At 70.2% G+C, this 16,286-nt stretch carries 15 protein-coding genes and 1 pseudogene; 7 read left to right on the forward strand and 9 right to left on the reverse strand.

The genetic code is table 11. The features are described from left to right. Window positions 1–3 precede the first annotated feature (3 nt). Entirely contained in the window at window positions 4–1,413 is a 1,410-nt protein-coding gene (locus ACRAWB_RS06710; protein WP_431352603.1) for a cytochrome ubiquinol oxidase subunit I, read from the reverse strand. A gap of 92 nt (window positions 1,414–1,505) precedes the next feature. Between ACRAWB_RS06710 and ACRAWB_RS06715 the strand changes: the two genes are divergently transcribed. The 3 genes from ACRAWB_RS06715 to ACRAWB_RS06725 all read left to right on the forward strand — a co-directional run bounded on the left by ACRAWB_RS06715 (window position 1,506) and on the right by ACRAWB_RS06725 (window position 3,627). After that, window positions 1,506–1,874: a BlaI/MecI/CopY family transcriptional regulator gene (locus ACRAWB_RS06715; RefSeq protein ID WP_363809064.1), complete on the forward strand. Its 369-nt coding sequence runs from the start codon at window positions 1,506–1,508 to the stop codon at window positions 1,872–1,874. Next, complete coding sequence (locus ACRAWB_RS06720; protein WP_431352604.1) at window positions 1,871–2,827, forward strand: M56 family metallopeptidase; 957 nt, start codon at window positions 1,871–1,873, stop codon at window positions 2,825–2,827. Before ACRAWB_RS06715 ends, ACRAWB_RS06720 begins: the two co-directional genes overlap by 4 nt. Window positions 2,828–2,934: 107 nt before the next feature. Continuing rightward, entirely contained in the window at window positions 2,935–3,627 is a 693-nt protein-coding gene (locus ACRAWB_RS06725; RefSeq protein WP_431352605.1) for a DedA family protein, read from the forward strand. An 18-nt stretch (window positions 3,628–3,645) separates the two neighbouring features. Here ACRAWB_RS06725 and ACRAWB_RS06730 read toward each other — a convergent pair whose 3' ends face one another. From ACRAWB_RS06730 to ACRAWB_RS06750, 5 genes are all read right to left on the reverse strand, one after another. Next, window positions 3,646–4,572 carry an ABC transporter substrate-binding protein gene (locus ACRAWB_RS06730; RefSeq protein WP_431352606.1) on the reverse strand — a complete coding sequence of 309 codons (927 nt, stop codon included), beginning with the start codon at window positions 4,570–4,572 and terminating at the stop codon, window positions 3,646–3,648. A 70-nt stretch (window positions 4,573–4,642) separates the two neighbouring features. Then, window positions 4,643–5,383 carry an ABC transporter permease gene (locus ACRAWB_RS06735; protein ID WP_431352607.1) on the reverse strand — a complete coding sequence of 247 codons (741 nt, stop codon included), beginning with the start codon at window positions 5,381–5,383 and terminating at the stop codon, window positions 4,643–4,645. Continuing rightward, a complete protein-coding gene (locus ACRAWB_RS06740; RefSeq protein WP_431352608.1) occupies window positions 5,380–6,069 on the reverse strand; it encodes an ABC transporter permease in 690 nt (229 codons plus the stop codon). Before ACRAWB_RS06740 ends, ACRAWB_RS06735 begins: the two co-directional genes overlap by 4 nt. Then, on the reverse strand, window positions 6,066–6,962 hold the full coding sequence (locus ACRAWB_RS06745) for an ABC transporter ATP-binding protein (protein ID WP_431352609.1): 897 nt from the start codon (window positions 6,960–6,962) through the stop codon (window positions 6,066–6,068). The genes ACRAWB_RS06740 and ACRAWB_RS06745 overlap by 4 nt, the downstream gene beginning before the upstream one ends. A 262-nt stretch (window positions 6,963–7,224) precedes the next feature. Then, window positions 7,225–7,881 (reverse strand): TetR/AcrR family transcriptional regulator, encoded by a 657-nt coding sequence (locus ACRAWB_RS06750; RefSeq protein WP_431352610.1) that lies wholly within the window; start codon window positions 7,879–7,881, stop codon window positions 7,225–7,227. 201 nt (window positions 7,882–8,082) lie between these two features. Here ACRAWB_RS06750 and ACRAWB_RS06755 point away from each other — a divergent pair, with 201 nt between their 5' ends. From ACRAWB_RS06755 to ACRAWB_RS06765, 3 genes are all read left to right on the forward strand, one after another. Then, window positions 8,083–9,180 (forward strand): App1 family protein, encoded by a 1,098-nt coding sequence (locus ACRAWB_RS06755; protein ID WP_431352611.1) that lies wholly within the window; start codon window positions 8,083–8,085, stop codon window positions 9,178–9,180. Window positions 9,181–9,247: 67 nt separating this feature from the next. Next, window positions 9,248–10,357, forward strand: coding sequence for a winged helix DNA-binding domain-containing protein (locus tag ACRAWB_RS06760; RefSeq protein WP_431352612.1), 1,110 nt, complete (start codon window positions 9,248–9,250; stop codon window positions 10,355–10,357). 10 nt (window positions 10,358–10,367) lie between these two features. Further along, entirely contained in the window at window positions 10,368–11,462 is a 1,095-nt protein-coding gene (locus tag ACRAWB_RS06765) for an FUSC family protein (protein WP_431352613.1), read from the forward strand. Window positions 11,463–11,488: 26 nt separating this feature from the next. Here the strand turns inward: ACRAWB_RS06765 and ACRAWB_RS06770 are convergent. Beyond that, a pseudogene (locus ACRAWB_RS06770) lies at window positions 11,489–13,311 on the reverse strand (DEAD/DEAH box helicase). Window positions 13,312–13,366: 55 nt separating this feature from the next. Here ACRAWB_RS06770 and ACRAWB_RS06775 point away from each other — a divergent pair. Beyond that, a complete protein-coding gene (locus ACRAWB_RS06775) occupies window positions 13,367–14,155 on the forward strand; it encodes an SGNH/GDSL hydrolase family protein (RefSeq protein ID WP_431352614.1) in 789 nt (262 codons plus the stop codon). Window positions 14,156–14,164: 9 nt separating this feature from the next. Here the strand turns inward: ACRAWB_RS06775 and ACRAWB_RS06780 are convergent, their stop codons facing one another. Both ACRAWB_RS06780 and ACRAWB_RS06785 read right to left on the reverse strand, forming a co-directional pair. After that, the gene (locus tag ACRAWB_RS06780) at window positions 14,165–15,421 is read right to left on the reverse strand and encodes a D-alanyl-D-alanine carboxypeptidase family protein (RefSeq protein ID WP_431352615.1); all 1,257 of its coding nucleotides are present in this window, start codon (window positions 15,419–15,421) and stop codon (window positions 14,165–14,167) included. A gap of 19 nt (window positions 15,422–15,440) precedes the next feature. After that, window positions 15,441–16,265, reverse strand: coding sequence for a TrmH family RNA methyltransferase (locus ACRAWB_RS06785; protein ID WP_431352616.1), 825 nt, complete (start codon window positions 16,263–16,265; stop codon window positions 15,441–15,443). Window positions 16,266–16,286 lie beyond the last annotated feature (21 nt).

Consider the following 16,286-nt stretch of genomic DNA (forward strand, 5'->3'; position numbering starts at 1 on the left):
CTCCTAGTAGACCGTGGTGACGGGGATGGGCTCGCCCGCCTCGTCGAGATGCTTCGAGGCGTCGTCCGGGCCCTTCTGCGCCGCCTTCTTGATGAGCCTGAACTCGACGACGGCGAGGGTGCCGTAGATCGCGGTGAAGGCGATCAGCGAGATCAGCACCTCCAGGCCGCTCGTTCCGGGCGAGACGCCGTCCGCCGTCTTCATGAGGCTGAACACGATCCACGGCTGGCGGCCCATCTCGGTGAAGATCCAGCCGACGATCATGGCGAGCAGCGACAACGGCATCGCCCAGATCGCGACCCGCCACATCCACGGCTTGGGGCTTCGGCCCTTGCGGGTGAACCAGAGGCCGGCGAGGGCGACCAGGATGTGCGCGGCGCCGAGGCCGATCATCCACCGGAACGCCCAGTAGGTGACCCAGATGATCGGGGTGTAGTCGCCGGGCCCGTACAGCTGCGTGTACTGCGCCTGCAGGTCGTTGATGCCCTCGACCGTGCCGGTCAGCGTATGCGTCGAGAGGAACGACAGCAGGTACGGGATGCGGATGCTGAACAGCTCTTGGACGCCGTCGGGTGTTCCGAGGGTGAAGATCGAGAAGGAGGCGTCGGCGCCGGTCGAGGTCTTGTACAGTGCCTCGGCCGCGGCCATCTTCATCGGCTGGGTCTCGACCATCGCGAGGCCCAGCTGGTCGCCGCTCAGGACGGTGCCCACTCCGGCGCCGATCATCAGCCACAGGCCGAACTTCAGCGCCGGGCGCATCGTGTCGAGGTGCTGGTTGCGCGACAGGTGCCACGCGGCGACCGCGATGATGAGGCCGGCCGACACCATGAAGCAGCCGAAGATCGTGTGCGGGAAGGCGGCGAGGGCGACCTTGTTCGTGAGCACCGCCCACAGGTCGGTGAGCTCCGCACGTCCCTTCGCCTCGTTGAGGTGGTAGCCGACCGGGTTCTGCATGAACGCGTTGGCGGCGAGGATGAAGTACGCCGACAGGATGCTGCCCACCGAGACGACCCAGATGGTCGCCAGGTGCAGCCCCTTGGGGAGCTTGTCCCAGCCGAAGATCCAGAGGCCGATGAACGTCGCCTCGAGGAAGAACGCGAGCAGTCCCTCGAGCGCCAGCGGGGCGCCGAAGATGTCGCCGACGAACCGGGAGTAATCGGACCAGTTCATGCCGAACTGGAACTCCTGCACGATGCCGGTCACCACGCCCATCGCGAAGTTGATGAGGAAGATCTTGCCGAAGAAGTGGGTCAGCTGGAGGTACTTCGGCTTCGCCGTGCGGTACCACGCGGTCTGGAAGATCGCGGTGCAGGTGACCAACCCGATCGTGAGCGGCACGAAGAGGAAGTGGTAGATCGTGGTGAGCCCGAACTGCCAGCGTGAGAGCAGGAGCGGGTCCAGCAGTTCGTTCACGTGCATCCCTCCGGATCACTTCTACGTTCTGTAGAACAATAACTTCTACGAAGTGTAGAACATTCCCAGCCCATTCGCGCTACCCTGGGATCGTGGCGAACCTCGGAGAACTGGAACGGGCTGTCATGGACACCCTCTGGGACGGCGACGCCCCCATCGCGGCCGGTGAGCTACGCGACAAGCTAGCGGCATCCCGCGAGGGTGGGAAGCCACCAGCTCTGACGACGGTCCTCACCGTGCTGTCCCGGTTGGAGTCCAAGGGATTCGTCGGCCGCGACCGCGACGCGCGACCGCACCTCTACTACGCCGCCCTCACGCGCGCCGGCCACGTCGCCGACCTCATGCGCGAAGTGCTCGAGTCGTCCTCCGACCGCACCGAGGCGCTAGCGTACTTCGTCGGCTCCGTCGACGAGTCCGAAGCCGAGGTGCTGCGCCGCCTGCTCGACGCCCGCAGCGTGTGAGCACCGACCCCGTCGCGCCGCTCGCCGGGGCGATCTTCCTGGGCGCGCTCGCCGTCGCACTCGCGTGGCCGGTGCCGCTGCTGCTCGCGCGCGCCAAGTGGCCGGCCGCCGCGCCCGTGCTCGCGGTCGCGCTGTGGCAGTCCATCGCCCTCGCCGGTGGCATCTCGATGATCGGGTCCCTGCTGCTCGCGGGGCTGCTGCCGTTCGGCGACGACCTGTGGAGCCGCATCCAGGGCGCCGCCGCATCGCTGTTCAGCGGCCCGCTGCCGCCGGGCGTCAGCCTGCTCAACGCGTTCCTGCTGAGCGCGGCGATCCTCCTCACCGCGCACCTGCTCCTCAATCTGGCGCTCACCGCGGTGCGCAGCCGCAACCAGAGGCACCGGCACATGGAGCTGCTGCGGCTGCTGTCGTCGCCACTCCCGGACACGCCGAGCACCCGCGTGATCGACCATCCCGCGCCCGCCGCCTACTGCCTGCCCGGCGCGCGCAGCGTCACCGTGCTCTCGGAGGGCATGATCGAACTGCTCTCCCCCGCCGAGCTGGACGCCGTGGTCGCGCACGAGCGCGCCCACCTGCGTCAGAAGCACCACCTGCTGCTCGACGCGTTCCGCTCCTGGAAGCGGGCGCTCCCCTGGTTCCCGATCGCGACCCGGGCGCAGGATGCGGTTGCGCTGCTGCTCGAGGAGCTGGCCGACGACACCGCCCGCAAGGCGTCGGGCGACGCCGTGCTCGCCGACGCGATCAGGCTCGTGGATGCGACCGGTCCGGCCGGCGCCGCCCTCGGCGCGCCGAAGGACAAGCGGACACCCGAGCAGCGTCGCGCGGCCCTGCTCGCCCGCGAGGAACGTCTCACCGCCGACCGACGGACCGTCGGCCCGGTGCCCCGCGCCGCCGTCGTGGTGACGACCGTGCTGCTGGTGGTCGTTCCGCCGCTGGTCATCCTCCTGAGCTGACCGGGCCGCGGGGCTGACGGGCAGCCGGGCGTCCTCGCCGCCACTGTGCAGCGACGGGTCAGGGTGCACCGCTACGCTTCGAGCATGCCGCGACGGATGCCGACGACATGAACGACGCCCTCACCTGGATCCTCGACCTGGTCCAGAGCGTCGACCCGGTGCTGCGGACGCTCCTGGCCGGGGTCGCGATCATGCTGGAGACGTCGATCCTTGTCGGGCTGGTCGTCCCCGGGGACACCGTCGTGCTGGTTGCGAGCACCGGGGTCTCGAGTCCCGTCGAGTACGTCGCCCTGGTCGTCGCCGTCATCGTCGGAGCGCTGTGCGGCGAGTCGATCGGCTTCGCGCTCGGCCGGTTCTTCGGGCCGCGCATCCGCGCGAGCGCGCTCGGCCGCAGGATCGGTGTGCGCAACTTCGACCGCGCCGAGGCGTACCTCGCTCGGCGCGGAGGTATCGCCGTGTTCCTGTCCCGGTTCCTGCCGGTGCTGCACTCGCTCATCCCGCTGACCGTCGGCATGAGCCCGATGCGGTACCGCACCTTCATGGCGTGGACGGTGCCGGCGTGCATCCTCTGGGCGTTCGCGTACGTCAGCGTCGGCTCGGCCGCGGCCGGCGGCTACCGCGAGCTGTCCCGCGAGCTGCACTGGGCGGGCTACATCTTCGTCGCGGTGATCGCGCTGTTCATCGTCGCGGTCTACGTGGTCAAGAAGGTGCTCGGCAAGCGCGAGGCGCGGCACATGGAGTCCGCAGACACCGACGCGGCGGCCCGGGAACCCGAGCCGCCGCGTGGTGGAGCCGCTTGATCTTTACTTGCCTGACCGTTACTTGATCGGGTGGTCCTGAAGCCACTTCTTGGCGACCTGGTCGGGCTGGGTCTTGCTCTCGCCCTGGTTCTCGCCGTTCATGTCGATCAGGTCCTCGGTGGTGAGCTCCTTGGAGACCTTGTTCAGGACCTCCTTGACCTTGTCGGACGCCTTCTTGCTGTTGATCAGCGGCACGATGTTCTGCGCGGCGATCAGGCTCTTCGGGTCCTTCAGGGTGACGAAGCCGTTGTCCTTGATGGCAGGGGTCGTCGTGTAGATGTCGGCCAGCTGGACGTCGCCGTTCTTCAGCGCCGCCACGGTGAGCGGGCCGCCGGAGTCGCTGATCGGCTTGAGTGTCGCGGTGACGCCGTAGGCCGACTTGAGGCCCGGGATGCCGTACGGGCGCGTCGCGAACTCCGGGTTCGCGCCGACGGTCAACGGCACGGTGACGTTCTTCAGGTCGTCGAGGCTCTTGACGTTGTACTTGTCCGAGAACTCCTTCGTGACGTTGTACGAGTCGGCGTCCTGCGCCTCCGACTGGTCCAGCACCTCGTAGCCCTTCGGCAGCGCGTCATTGAGGGCGGCGTAGACGTCGTCGCTCGAGGTGGCGGTGGTGCTCTTGTCGTAGAACTGGAGCAGGTTGCCGCTGTACTCGGGGATGAGGTCGATGGAGCCGTCCTGCAGCGCCTTGAGGTAGACGTCGCGCTGGCCGATGCTCGGCTTGTAGTTGACCTTGACGCCGTTGGCCGCCAGGGCCTGGCCGTAGACCTGCATCAGGATCTCGGACTCGCCGAACGCGGCCGAGCCGATGGTGACGGCGTCACTCGAGGACGAGGCGGAGCCGGTGCTGAACGCGCCGCCCCCGGAGGAGCAGGCGCTGAGCGCGAGCAGCGCCCCGGCGGCGAGCACGCCGGCCGCGATGCGGCTCTTCTTGGATGCGAACATGATCTCTTCTCTCTTGGTGTCCCGGTGCGGGAGCTCGGTGTGCGTGGGGTTTTCGGGAGGGTGGTGCGAGTCAGGTGGTCGGCGCGCTCTCGCGGGCCGTGGTGCGGGAGGAGCGGCGATCGCCCTCGGCGGTGTCGCGCACGCGCCCGGCGACGACGCCCCGGGGGACGACGAGCCGTTGGACGATCGCGAACAACCCGTCGGAGACCAGGGCGAGCGCGATCACGATGATCGAACCGCCCAGCATCTCCGGGTAGTTCTGCACGGCGATCCCGTCGATGAGGAACCGCCCCAGGCCGCCGACGGGCAGGATGGCCGCGACCGTCCAAGTCGCGATCACCTGCAGCGCGCCGGAGCGGAGGCCGCCGATGACGAGCGGGAGGGCGAGCGGCAGCTCCACCTTGGTGAAGACCTGCCAGCCGGTCATCCCGATCGCTCGCGCCGCGTCGATGGGCGCCCGGTCGACGGACTGGACCCCGGAGTAGGCGCCGGCGAGCACCGGAGGGATGGCGAGGATGGTGAGGGCGATCAGCGGCGGCACGATCGTCAGGTTCGTGGTGATGAGCGCCAGGTAGATCACGAGGCCGAGCGTCGGCAGCGCGCGGAGGGCGCCGGAGACGCCGACCGCGAGGCCCCGGAAGCGGCCGGTGTGCCCGATGGCGAAGCCGATCGGCAGCGCGATGACCGCGGCGAGCAGCAGCGTGAGCAGCGAGTACAGGATGTGCTCGCCCGTGCGCGCCGGGATGCCGCCGGGTCCGGCCCAGTTGGCCGGGTCGGCGATCCACTGGAAGGCGGCGAGGATGTCGGTCATGCGCCGGTCACCGCCTTCACGGTCTCACGGTGCCTGAGGCGCTTGGCCCGCCGATCGGCGCGCGCCCACGGCAGCAGAACCCGGCCGATCCCCACCAGAAGCAGGTCGAACAGCAGCGCGAGGATCATGATGAGCACGATCCCGACGACCGCCTCCTCCGGGTAGTACCGGTTGAGGCTGTCGGTGAACAGGAAGCCCAGGTTCGGCACACCGAGCAGCGCGCCGACGCTGACCAGGCTCACGGTGCTCACCGAGACGACGCGCAGGCCGGCCAGCAGCACGGGGCCGGCGAGCGGCAGCTCCACTGACCAGAAGCGGCGCCAGCCGGAGTAACCCACCGCCGTCGCCGACTGCAGCACGTCGCCGGGAACGGACGCGAGCGCATCCGCCGCGGTCCGCACCATGATCGCCACGGCGTAGACGCTCAGGGCGACGACGAGGTTGAGCGGCGACAGGATCTGCGTGCCGATCAGCGCCGGCATGGCGAAGAAGAACGGCAGCGACGGGATCGCGTACAGGATGCCGCAGATCGTCAGCAGCACGCCGCGGCTCCACCGATAGCGGTTGGCGACCCAGCCGATGGGCACCGAGATGACGAAGCCGATCAGGATCGGGAGCGCGGCGAGCCACACGTGGTTGACCGTGAGATTCCAGACAGGGCCGAGGTTCGACCACAAGAAGCTCACGACGCGTCCTCACCCTGCGCCGGAGCACCCGCGACCGAGACGGTCGCGGCCTTTGCCTCGGAGGGGACGGCGCCCTGCTGCGCGCCGGAGAGCACGCCGGCGGCGCGCCCGTCGCTGTCGACCAGCACCGAGCCGGTCGGGGTCTGCTCCACGTGCAGCACGCGGCGCCCGCGGTCGGCGCCGACGAACGACGCGACGAAGTCGTCGGCCGGGTCGGCCAGGATCTCGGCGGGCGTGCCCTTCTGGGCGACGATGCCGCCCTTCCGGAAGATGACGACCTGGTCGCCGAGCTTGAACGCCTCGTCGATGTCGTGGGTCACGAAGACGACCGTCTTGCCGAGGTCGCGCTGCAGGCGCAGCAGCTCGTTCTGCAGGTCGTCTCGCACGATCGGGTCGACCGCGCCGAACGGCTCGTCCATCAGCAGGATGTTGGGGTCGACCGCGAGACCGCGGGCGACGCCGACGCGCTGCTGCTGGCCGCCGGAGAGCTGGCTCGGGTAGCGATCGGCGAGGGAGGGTTCGAGGCCGACGGTGTCCATCAGCTCCAGCGCCCGCTCCCGCGCCTCCTTCTTCTTGACGCCTTTGAGCAGCGGCACGGTGGCGATGTTGTCGACGACCTTGCGGTGCGGCAGGAGGCCGGAGTTCTGCATGACGTAGCCGATGGAGCGGCGCAGAGCGACGGGCTTCAGCGACAGGACGTCCTGGCCGTCGATCTCGACCGCGCCCGAGGTGGGATCCACCATCCGGTTGATCATGCGCAGGATGGTCGTCTTGCCGCTGCCCGACGAGCCCACGAGCACGGTGATCTTGCGGGACGGGATGACCAGCGAGAAGTCGTCGACGGCCAGCGTCCCGTCCGGGAAGCGCTTCGTCACGTCGCGGAACTCGATCACGACAGCGCTCCCGTCGACCGGGTCGCTGCGCGATCGGCGTCGCTGCGGGAGGTGAAGACTGTGGCGGCCATCGCCCCCAGCCAAACAGCCGGGCGCTGTTTTGGCAATGAAATGCGTCGAATCGTGACGTTCAGGGTCGCTTTCACGCGGCCCCCTTCGTTCGGTGACGGTGCCGTTCAGCGGCGTTCGCTCCCTGTTCGGAGCGCTCGCCCGTGTGGATGGCAACCTGCCACCGACCACCGACATTCCCGCGGCCGGCGGATCAGCCCTTGGGGTCGAACCGGCTCTCGAGGTATTCGCGGGCGACGGTCCGCGCTTCGGCGATGTACCGCTCGTCGCCGTTCGGGTCCTCCACGAAAGCGCGGTTGATCAGGGAGTCCATGATCTCCACGACGACCTCGAGGCGGAAGGCGAGGTCGTCGCCCGCCGGAAGGCCGTACTCGTCGGAGAGGATCTGCGCGAACTGCTGAGCGAAGCCGGCCTCGCGCACCACCTCGTCCTCGGGCACGCCCGCGCGCTCGGCGTCGGCGAACCGGATGATGCGGAATCCGCGCTCGGTCCGGAACATGTCGACGAATGCGTCGATGGCCGCCTCGACGGCGTTCCACCAGTGCTCCGGCGCCTGGGCGTGGATGGCGGCGACGACCGAGTGGCGGTAGCGCAGCAGGGCCCGGTCGCGCAGCGCCTGCAGCAGCACGATGCGGTCCGGGAAGTAGCGGTAGACGGTGCCGATGGACGCGCCGGCCCGCTCGGCCACCATGGCCGTGGTCAGGCGGTCGAAGCCGATCTCGTCGACCACGTCGGCGGCGGCGTCGAGCAGGGCGTCGATACGGGCGGCGCTGCGCTCCTGGATCGGCTCGGTTCGGACGAGCGGCGCTCCGACGCTGCTCTGTCCGGCGACCAGATCGTTGATGGGCACGAGGGCGACTCCTTCTCTCTCTGGATCAGTCGGTGGTGCGGGTCCCCAGCCCGGCGACGGGATCACCGTCGCACATACCTCGATCGTAGTCGGGGAAACCTCACTTCCGCTGGGTATTACTCTTCGACCCGCCGAAGAAATGTCCCCCAGATCTGGGGGATGCATACGAATGAACCTTCACTCCATGAGAAAATGGATCAGATGCCCTCCCCCGAATCGCGCCCCGCCAAGGTCTCCGGCGACCTCGCTTCCCGTCGTAGCGCGGCGGTGGAGCCGATCATGCACCGGGCGGCCCGCATCGAGGACGCCTTCCACGACTTCCGTGCGCGGCGCGCCCGCAGACGCGGTTTCCTCCCGACGATCGTGCCGTACACCGGCTACGGCGCGCCCAGCTGGGTGCGCATCCTGGGCCGCGTCGTGCTGGCGAAGGATCCGCGCCCGGGCAGCCGCGCCGAGCGGCTGCACCGCAAGCGCGAGGAGTCGGTCCGCGGCTGGCGCTCGTTCATCAGCGTGCCGCTCGCGAACACGACGGTCACCGTCGAGATCGAGGGCGACCGGCATGAGGTGGTCACCGACCGGGGCGGCGTCATCGACACGGTCGTCCCCGTGCAGCTCGCACCGGGCTGGCACACGGTCAAGCTGTTCACCTCCGAGTCGACCCGCGTCTTCGAGGCGCCGGTGTTCGTCGTCGACCCGAAGACGACCTTCGGCGTCATCTCCGACGTCGACGACACGGTGATGGTCACGGCGCTCCCCCGTCCGCTGCTCGCCGCGTGGAACACGTTCGTGCTCGACGAGCACGCCCGCGTGCCCACGCCGGGGATGTCGGTGCTGCTGGAGCGCCTGGCGACCGCGCATCCCGGCGCTCCGGTCCTCTACCTCTCGACCGGCGCCTGGAACGTCGCACCGACGCTCACCCGGTTCCTCTCGCGCAACCTGTTCCCCGCGGGTCCCCTGCTGCTGACCGACTGGGGCCCGACGCACGACCGCTGGTTCCGGAGCGGACGCGAGCACAAGCGGACGAGCTTGGAGCGGCTGGCCCAGGAGTTCCCCGGGCTCAAGTGGCTGCTCATCGGCGACGACGGGCAGCACGACGAAGACCTCTACGGCGAGTTCACGGTGGCGCACCCCGACAACGTCGCCGCGGTGGCCATCCGGCAGCTGTCCAGCGGGGAGGCGGTGCTCGCCGGTGGCCGGTCGAAGGCCGACAAGCACAGCGAGCTGTCGGGCACCCCGTGGGTGTACGCGCCCGACGGCGCCGGGCTCAGCGAGCAGTTGACCGAGCTCGGGCTGCTCTGACGCCTCCTGGCCGCTGATAGGTGTCGGTGGCGACTGGCTGTCGGTGGTCTCTGGCAGGCTGGCCTCCATGCCCGCCAGCCGCACCCCCGCCCGCGTCTCCCGTGCCGACATGCTCCGGATGCGGCGGCTCGCGCAGGCGATCGACGGGCCGCGCGAGCCCGACGCGGCCGCCGTCGCGCGCCGGATGCTCGCTCTGCAGGGACAGGACTTCGCGGCAGGCTGCTGGGCGCTCGCCCTGCGCACGACCGGCGCGACGCTCACGGACGTGCTGGCCGACCTCGACGCCGGCCGCCTCATCCGGTCGTGGCCGATGCGCGGCACGCTCCACTTCGTCCCGCCGGAAGACCTCCGCTGGATGCTCTCGGTCACGATGGATCGCCTGGTCGCCGGCCTCGGGCGACGGCAGCAGCAGCTCGGGCTCACAACGGCCGACTTCGATCGCGCGGCCGAGGTCGTCACCGGCGCTCTCGCGGGCAGCCGCAGCATCGGCCGTGCGGAACTGATGGAGGTGTGGGAGGCCGCGGGAGTGTCCACGGCCGGACAGCGCGGCTACCACCTCATCTACTTCCTCGCCCAGACCGGCCTGCTGTGCTGGGGACCGGTCATCCGCTCGGGCAACGGCAACCCGACCCAAGCGCTGGTGCTGCTCGACGAGTGGGCGCCCGCTCCCCCGGCGCTCGAACCCGATGAGGCTCACGCGCAGTTCGTCCTCCGCTACCTGCAGGGCCATGGCCCGGCGACCATCCGCGACTTCGTGTGGTGGACGAAGGGCACCGTGGCCGGCGCGAAGACGGGTCTAGCCATCCTGGGCGACGCCGTGACGACGATCGAGAGCGACGGCATCGAGTACCTGGTGACCGCCGAGCTCGTGGATCGCGCCGCCTCCACCCCCGCGACCCGCGCCGAGAAGGATGCGGTGCACCTGCTGCCCGGCTTCGACGAGTACCTGCTCGGCTACCAGGACCGCTCGCCCATCCTCGACGACGGCCACTTCGAGCTGATCGTGCCCGGTGGTAACGGCGTCTTCCAGCCCATCATCGTCGCGGGCGGCCGGGTCGTCGGCACCTGGCGCCGCGACGGCTCACGGGTCGTGCCGCAGCCGTTCGCACCGCTCACCGAGGCCCGCAGCACCCGGTTGGAGCGCGCGGCGAAGGCGTACGCCCGCTACGCCCGGTAGCGTGGAGTCCGTGGCACGCACCAGCACGAAACGCCGCCGGCTTCCGGCCGGGATCGCGCTCCCCGCCACCATCCGGACCAGCACGCGGGCGCCGTTCCTCCAGGTCGTGAAGACCGCGGTCGCCATGATCGTGGCCTGGGCGGTGGCGAGCGTCTTCGTGCACGGCGAACTGCCGATCTTCGCGACCATCGCGGCTCTGCTGGTGGTGCAGCCGAGCGTCAACCAGTCGGTCGGGCGCGCGATCGAGCGCTCCCTCGGCGTGATCGTCGGCGTGGTGATCGCCTACCTGATCGGCCTCGCCTTCGGCACCAACAGCTGGATCGTGCTCCTCGCGGTCGTCGTGTCGGTGCTGCTCGCCTGGGCGCTGAAGCTGACGCCCGGCACCGCGAATCAGGTGCCGATCACCGCGATGCTCGTGCTGGCGATCGGCGCGTCCGATCCCGAGTACGCGCTCGCGCGGATCGTCGAGACGGTCATCGGAGCCGCGATCGGCGTCGTCGTCAACGTCGCCATCGTCCCGCCGGTGCTCACGGCGCCGGCGCGGCAGGCGGTCGTCGCGCTCGGGAACGAGATCGCCTCCACGCTCGACCGGCTGGGCGACGCGCTCCGCACCACGCACACCCGCGGCGAACTGGATGCGCTGCTCATCGAGGCGCGACTCCTCCGCCCGATGGAGGCCAAGGCGCAGACCGCCCTCACGGCCGCCGGCGAGAGCCTGTCGCTCAACCCGCGGCAGCGCAAGCACCGCGTCTACCTCGAGCACGACCAGCAGCTGTTCGACAGTCTCCGCCCGCTGATCAACCGCACGCTCGGGATGACGCGCGCCTACCACGACCACTACGACGACAGCCTCGCCGACGAGCCGACCCTCCACGCGATCAGCGACGAGTTGCACCGCGCCGCGCACGACCTGCGGCTGCTGTCCCGCGACCCGGACGAGCCCGTGGTGGAGCCGGGAACCGAGACGGCCGGCATCCCGGTGCTGACGGCGCCGCTGACCATCGCGACGCCCGACCCGCGGCACTGGGTGCTCATCGGTTCCCTGGTGGAGGATCTGCGCCGCATCCACGTCGAGATCGCAGGAGACGACGCGGCGACGACGTAGTCCCGCGGCGCAGCGGCTTCGTGCCGCTAGTGCGAGCCGAGCCGCTTGCGGAGGAAGTCGATCCGCGCCTGCAGCTGCGTCACACTCGCCTGCGCGACCGCAGGTCCCCGCAGACGCGCCGCAGCTCGGCGTGGATGAGGCCGTGCGCCTCCCCCGAATTCTTCGAGTACAGCCCCACCAGGCTGTTGAGCAGCTGGCGCTGCTCCTTCAGCGTCCGGTGCAGCGGCGCCGGCGGGTGCCCCTCGGCCGTTGCGGGACGTGACGAGTGGCGGCGCGCCTGCCGCTGCTGGCGCTGCAGCAGGAGCTCGTGCACCTGCTCGGGCTCGAGGATCCCGGGCAGCCCGATGAAGTCGTGCTCCTCGTCCGTCCCGGGCACGGCGAAGCTGCCGAACTCCTTGCCGTCGTACAGGACGCGGTCGAAGTTCGCCTCCGACCCGAGCGCTTCGAACGCGAACTCCTCGGTCAGCGCCTCCGACGCCCGCTCCTCGCGGTTCGCCTCGGCGACCATCGCGTCCTCGGGGTTCCACAAATCGCCCTCGGCGTTCTCCTCGACGACGCGGTCGAGCGCGTGGTCCCGCTCCAACTCCATCGCGTTCGCCAGCGCCATCAGCGTCGGCACGTTGGGCAGGAACACCGACGCCGTCTCACCCCGACGCCGGGCACGCACGAAGCGGCCGATCGCCTGAGCGAAGAACAGCGGGGTGGAGGCGCTGGTCGCGTACACGCCGACGGCCAGCCGCGGGACGTCCACGCCCTCCGACACCATGCGCACCGCCACCATCCAGCGCGAATCGCCCTTCGAGAACGCCTCGATCCGGTCGGAGGCCTCCTTCTCGTCGGAGAGGACCACGGTCACCGGCTCGCCGCTGATCTGCTGCAGCAGGTCGGCGTACGCCCGGGCCGCGTAGTGGTCCGTCGCGATGACGAGGCCGCCCGCGTCCGGGATCGAGTTGCGCACCTCGGTCAGCCGGCGGTCGGCCGCGGACAGCACCGCCGGGATCCACTCGCCCCGCGGGTCGAGGGCGGTGCGCCACGCCTGCGAGGTGATGTCCTTCGTGTTGCCCTCGCCGAGCCGCGCCTCCATCTCGTCGCCGGTCTTGGTGCGCCAGCGCATGTGGCCCGCGTAGACCATGAAGATGACCGGACGGACGACGCCGTCTTCGAGGGCTCGGCCGTAGCCGTAGTTGTAGTCGGTGACCGAGGTGCGGATGCCCTGGCGGTCGGGCAGATAGGTGACGAACGGGATCGGCGCCGTGTCGGAGCGGAACGGGGTACCGGTCAGCGACAGGCGGCGCGTCGCGCGCTCGAAGGCGTCACGGATGCCGTCGCCCCAGCTGAGCGCGTCGCCGCCGTGGTGCACCTCGTCGAGGATGACCAGCGTCCGGTGCGCCTCGGTGATGTCCTTGTGCAGGGAGGGACGCATCGCGACCTGCGCGTACGTGACCGCTGCGCCGCGATAGTGCCGCGCGTACCGGCCGTCGGAGTTCTTGAAGTCGGGGTCGAGGTTGAGGCCGACCCGGGAGGCCGCCTCCGCCCACTGGCGCTTCAGGTGCTCGGTCGGCGCCACCACGGTGACCCGCTCGATGACCCGGCGCGAGAGCAGTTCGGTGGCGAGGCGGAGGGCGAAGGTCGTCTTACCGGCGCCGGGCGTCGCAGCGGCGAGGAAGTCTCGCGGTTCGTTCACGAAGTAGGCGTCGAGCGCTTCGGCCTGCCAGGCACGGAGCTTGCCGGCCGTTCCCCACGCCGCGCGCTCGGGGAACGACGGCGACAGGTGCTCGGCCGCGAAGCTGCCGGCGTGCGCGCCGGGTCGCTCGGACTCGTCCGGCTCGGGTGTTGCTGTCGTCTCCACTTGGATCAAATCTACCCGAGAGCACCGACACCCTCGGGCGTTGCAGAATGGAGCAATGGCCGAAGCTCAGCATCCCTGGTCCCGCTACGTCGCTCTGGGCGACTCGTTCACCGAAGGCATCGGCGACCCGGAGCCCGGCAGCCCGGGCGGTCACCGCGGCTGGGCGGACCGCGTCGCGGAAGTGCTCAGCCAGAAGACCGACGACTTCGCCTACGCCAACCTCGCGGTGCGCGGCAAGCTGATCAAGCAGATCCTCGACGAGCAGGTGGATGCGGCGGTCGCGCTGCGCCCCGACCTCATCACCATCTCGGCGGGCGGCAACGACGTCATCCGCCCCGGGACCGACCCCGACCAGATCGCGCTGCTGTTCGACGAGGCCGTGTCGCTGCTGAGTGCCGACGGCGCGACGGTCGTCGTCTTCACCGGGGTCGACGTCGGCTTCTCGCCCGTGTTCCGCGGCATTCGCGGCAAGGTGGCGATCTACAACGAGAACGTGCGCGCCATCGCGGCCCGCTACGACTGCATCGTCGCCGACCAGTGGTCGCTGACCGAGATCCAGGATGCGCGCATGTGGGCGCCCGACCGCCTCCACCTCGCGCCGCTCGGCCATCACACCGTGGCCCGCATGGTGCTGGCCGCGCTGAACGTCGAGAACGACCTGCAGCCGATGGAGCCCGAGCCACTGCCGCCGCGGACGTGGCGTCAGGCGCGGTCGGAGGACCTGTCGTGGGCGCGCGAGTACCTGGTCCCGTGGGTGCTCCGCCGCATCCGGCACCAGTCGTCGGGCGACCACATCACGGCGAAGCGTCCGGAGGCCGGGCCCTTCCTGCTCAGCGGCGACTGAGCGCCGGTCCTACGCCCCGAGCCCGCCCGGGTGCGCCAGCCGCCAGCCGAATCCGGGATCGGGCACGTCCTTCGCGAGCGCCAGCGGCACCGTCTCCGTCTTGCCGTTGAGCGTGAAGGTGCCCTGACCGAGGATGTCGCCCGTGAAGCCGGACGACAGCGGACGCGTCTGCAGGTCCACCGCGATGGGCGTGTCCGACCAGACCACGAACGACTTCGATTCGGTGGCGATCAGCTTCGACGACGCGCCCCACGCCGTGGTGTAGGTGCCGAAGACCTGGCCCTTCTCCACCGGCGTCACCTGGTGGAAGCCCGCCTTGACGCTGGTCAGCAGCGCCTGCACTCCCGCCCAGAGGTCGTCGTGGGTCGGCGCGCCGAGCACGACGCCGAGCACGCGCACCTTGGTGTCGCCGACGGGAACCTGCGCCGAGAACAGGAGGCAGTTGCCCGCCTCGTCGGTGTTGCCGGTCTTGATGCCGTCCATTCCCTCGAAACCGAGGAGCGAGTTCGTGTTGTCCTGAGCTCCCGCGCCGGGCAGCGTCACGCTCTTCTGCGACACGATGGACGAGAGTGCGGGCGAAGCGAGCACGAGCTTGCCGATCCCGATCAGGTCCTTCGTCGTGCTGACGTTCGCCGGGTCGAGGCCGTCCGGCGTGGTGACCTTCGTGCCCGTGAAACCCTTTTGCGCCAGCCAGTCATTGGCCGCCTTCACGTACGCGTTCGTGGAGCCGTACGCCCAGTTCGCGAGCGAGATCGCGTAGTTGTTCGCCGACGGGAGCAGCATCGCCTCGAGCGCCTGCTTCTCGGTCATCGAGGTGCCGGCGACGACCGGCGCCCAGGATCCCCCGGCGCCGATCACCTGATTCCAGATGTCGACGTCGCGCTGGGTGAACGTGATGTCCGGGCCCTGTTCGTTCCCGTTCAGCGGCTTCTTCTCCAGCACCACGAGAGCCGTGATCGTCTTCGTGATGCTCGCGATCGGGACGCTCGCCTCGCTGCCGTGCGACGCCGACGCTCCGGGATAGTCGGGAGCGACGATCGCGGCCGATCCATACCCGGGCCAGGCGAGCTGCGCCGCCGGCTGCACGATCGTCTTGTCGTGTGCCGTGACGGCGGCGGTCGCCGGCACCGGAGCCACGAGCGACCCGACGACGTAGACGAATGCGACCAGGATGGCGGTCAGCAGCCCGAAGACGACGATCCGGCGGCGGCGGTACACCTGACGGGAAACGCGGCGCGGCGGATCGGCGAGGACTTGCTGGGGCACGTACCGATGGTATCCGGGGCTACCGATGCGACGGCTGAGAACGCGCGCGCAGCGCCCACAACGCGACCGCCGATGCGGACGCGACGTTGAGCGAGTCCACCCCGTGCAGCATCGGGATGGTGACGACCGTGTCCGCCGCGGCCAGCGCCCGGCGGCTGAGCCCGTCCCCCTCCGCGCCGAAGACCATCGCGACCCGTTCCGGCGGCGCGGCCGCGTATTCGTCGAGCGTGACGGCGTCGTCGGCGAGGGCGAGCGCCGCGATGTCGAAGCCGGCGTCGTGCAGCAGCGGGACGGCCTCATCCCACTCGGGCAGTCGCGTCCACGGCACCTGCAGCACCGTGCCCATGCTCACCCGGACGCTGCGGCGGTACAGCGGGTCGGCGCAGCGCGGCGTGACGAGCACGGCGTCCGCGCCCAGGCCGGCGACCGCGCGGAAGATGGCGCCGACGTTGGTGTGGTCGACGATGTCCTCGAGCACCACCACGCGCCGCGCATCCCGCAGCAGGTCGGCGGGATCGGGCAGCTCCGGCCGGTGCATGGCCGCCAGGGCGCCGCGGTGCAGGTGGTAGCCGGTCAGCCGCTCCAGCACCTCCGCCGAGCCGACGAACACCGGGACCTCCGGATAGGGCGCCAACAGCGGCTCGACATCCGGGAGCCACTGCTCCTGCAGCAGCACCGACCGCGGCCGGTGCCCGGCGGCCAGCGCCCGCGTGATCACCTTGGTCGACTCGGCGATGTACAGGCCGCCCGCGGGCTCGCTCACCCGGCGGAGGGCCACATCGGTGAGGCGGGAGTAGTCGGCGAGGCCGTCGGCCTCCAGGTCGTCGATGCGGTGCAGGAGCATGGCGTCCACATTGCCAGGCCG

The organism is Leifsonia poae (assembly GCF_050632865.1).
GTDB lineage: Bacteria > Actinomycetota > Actinomycetes > Actinomycetales > Microbacteriaceae > Leifsonia > Leifsonia poae_B.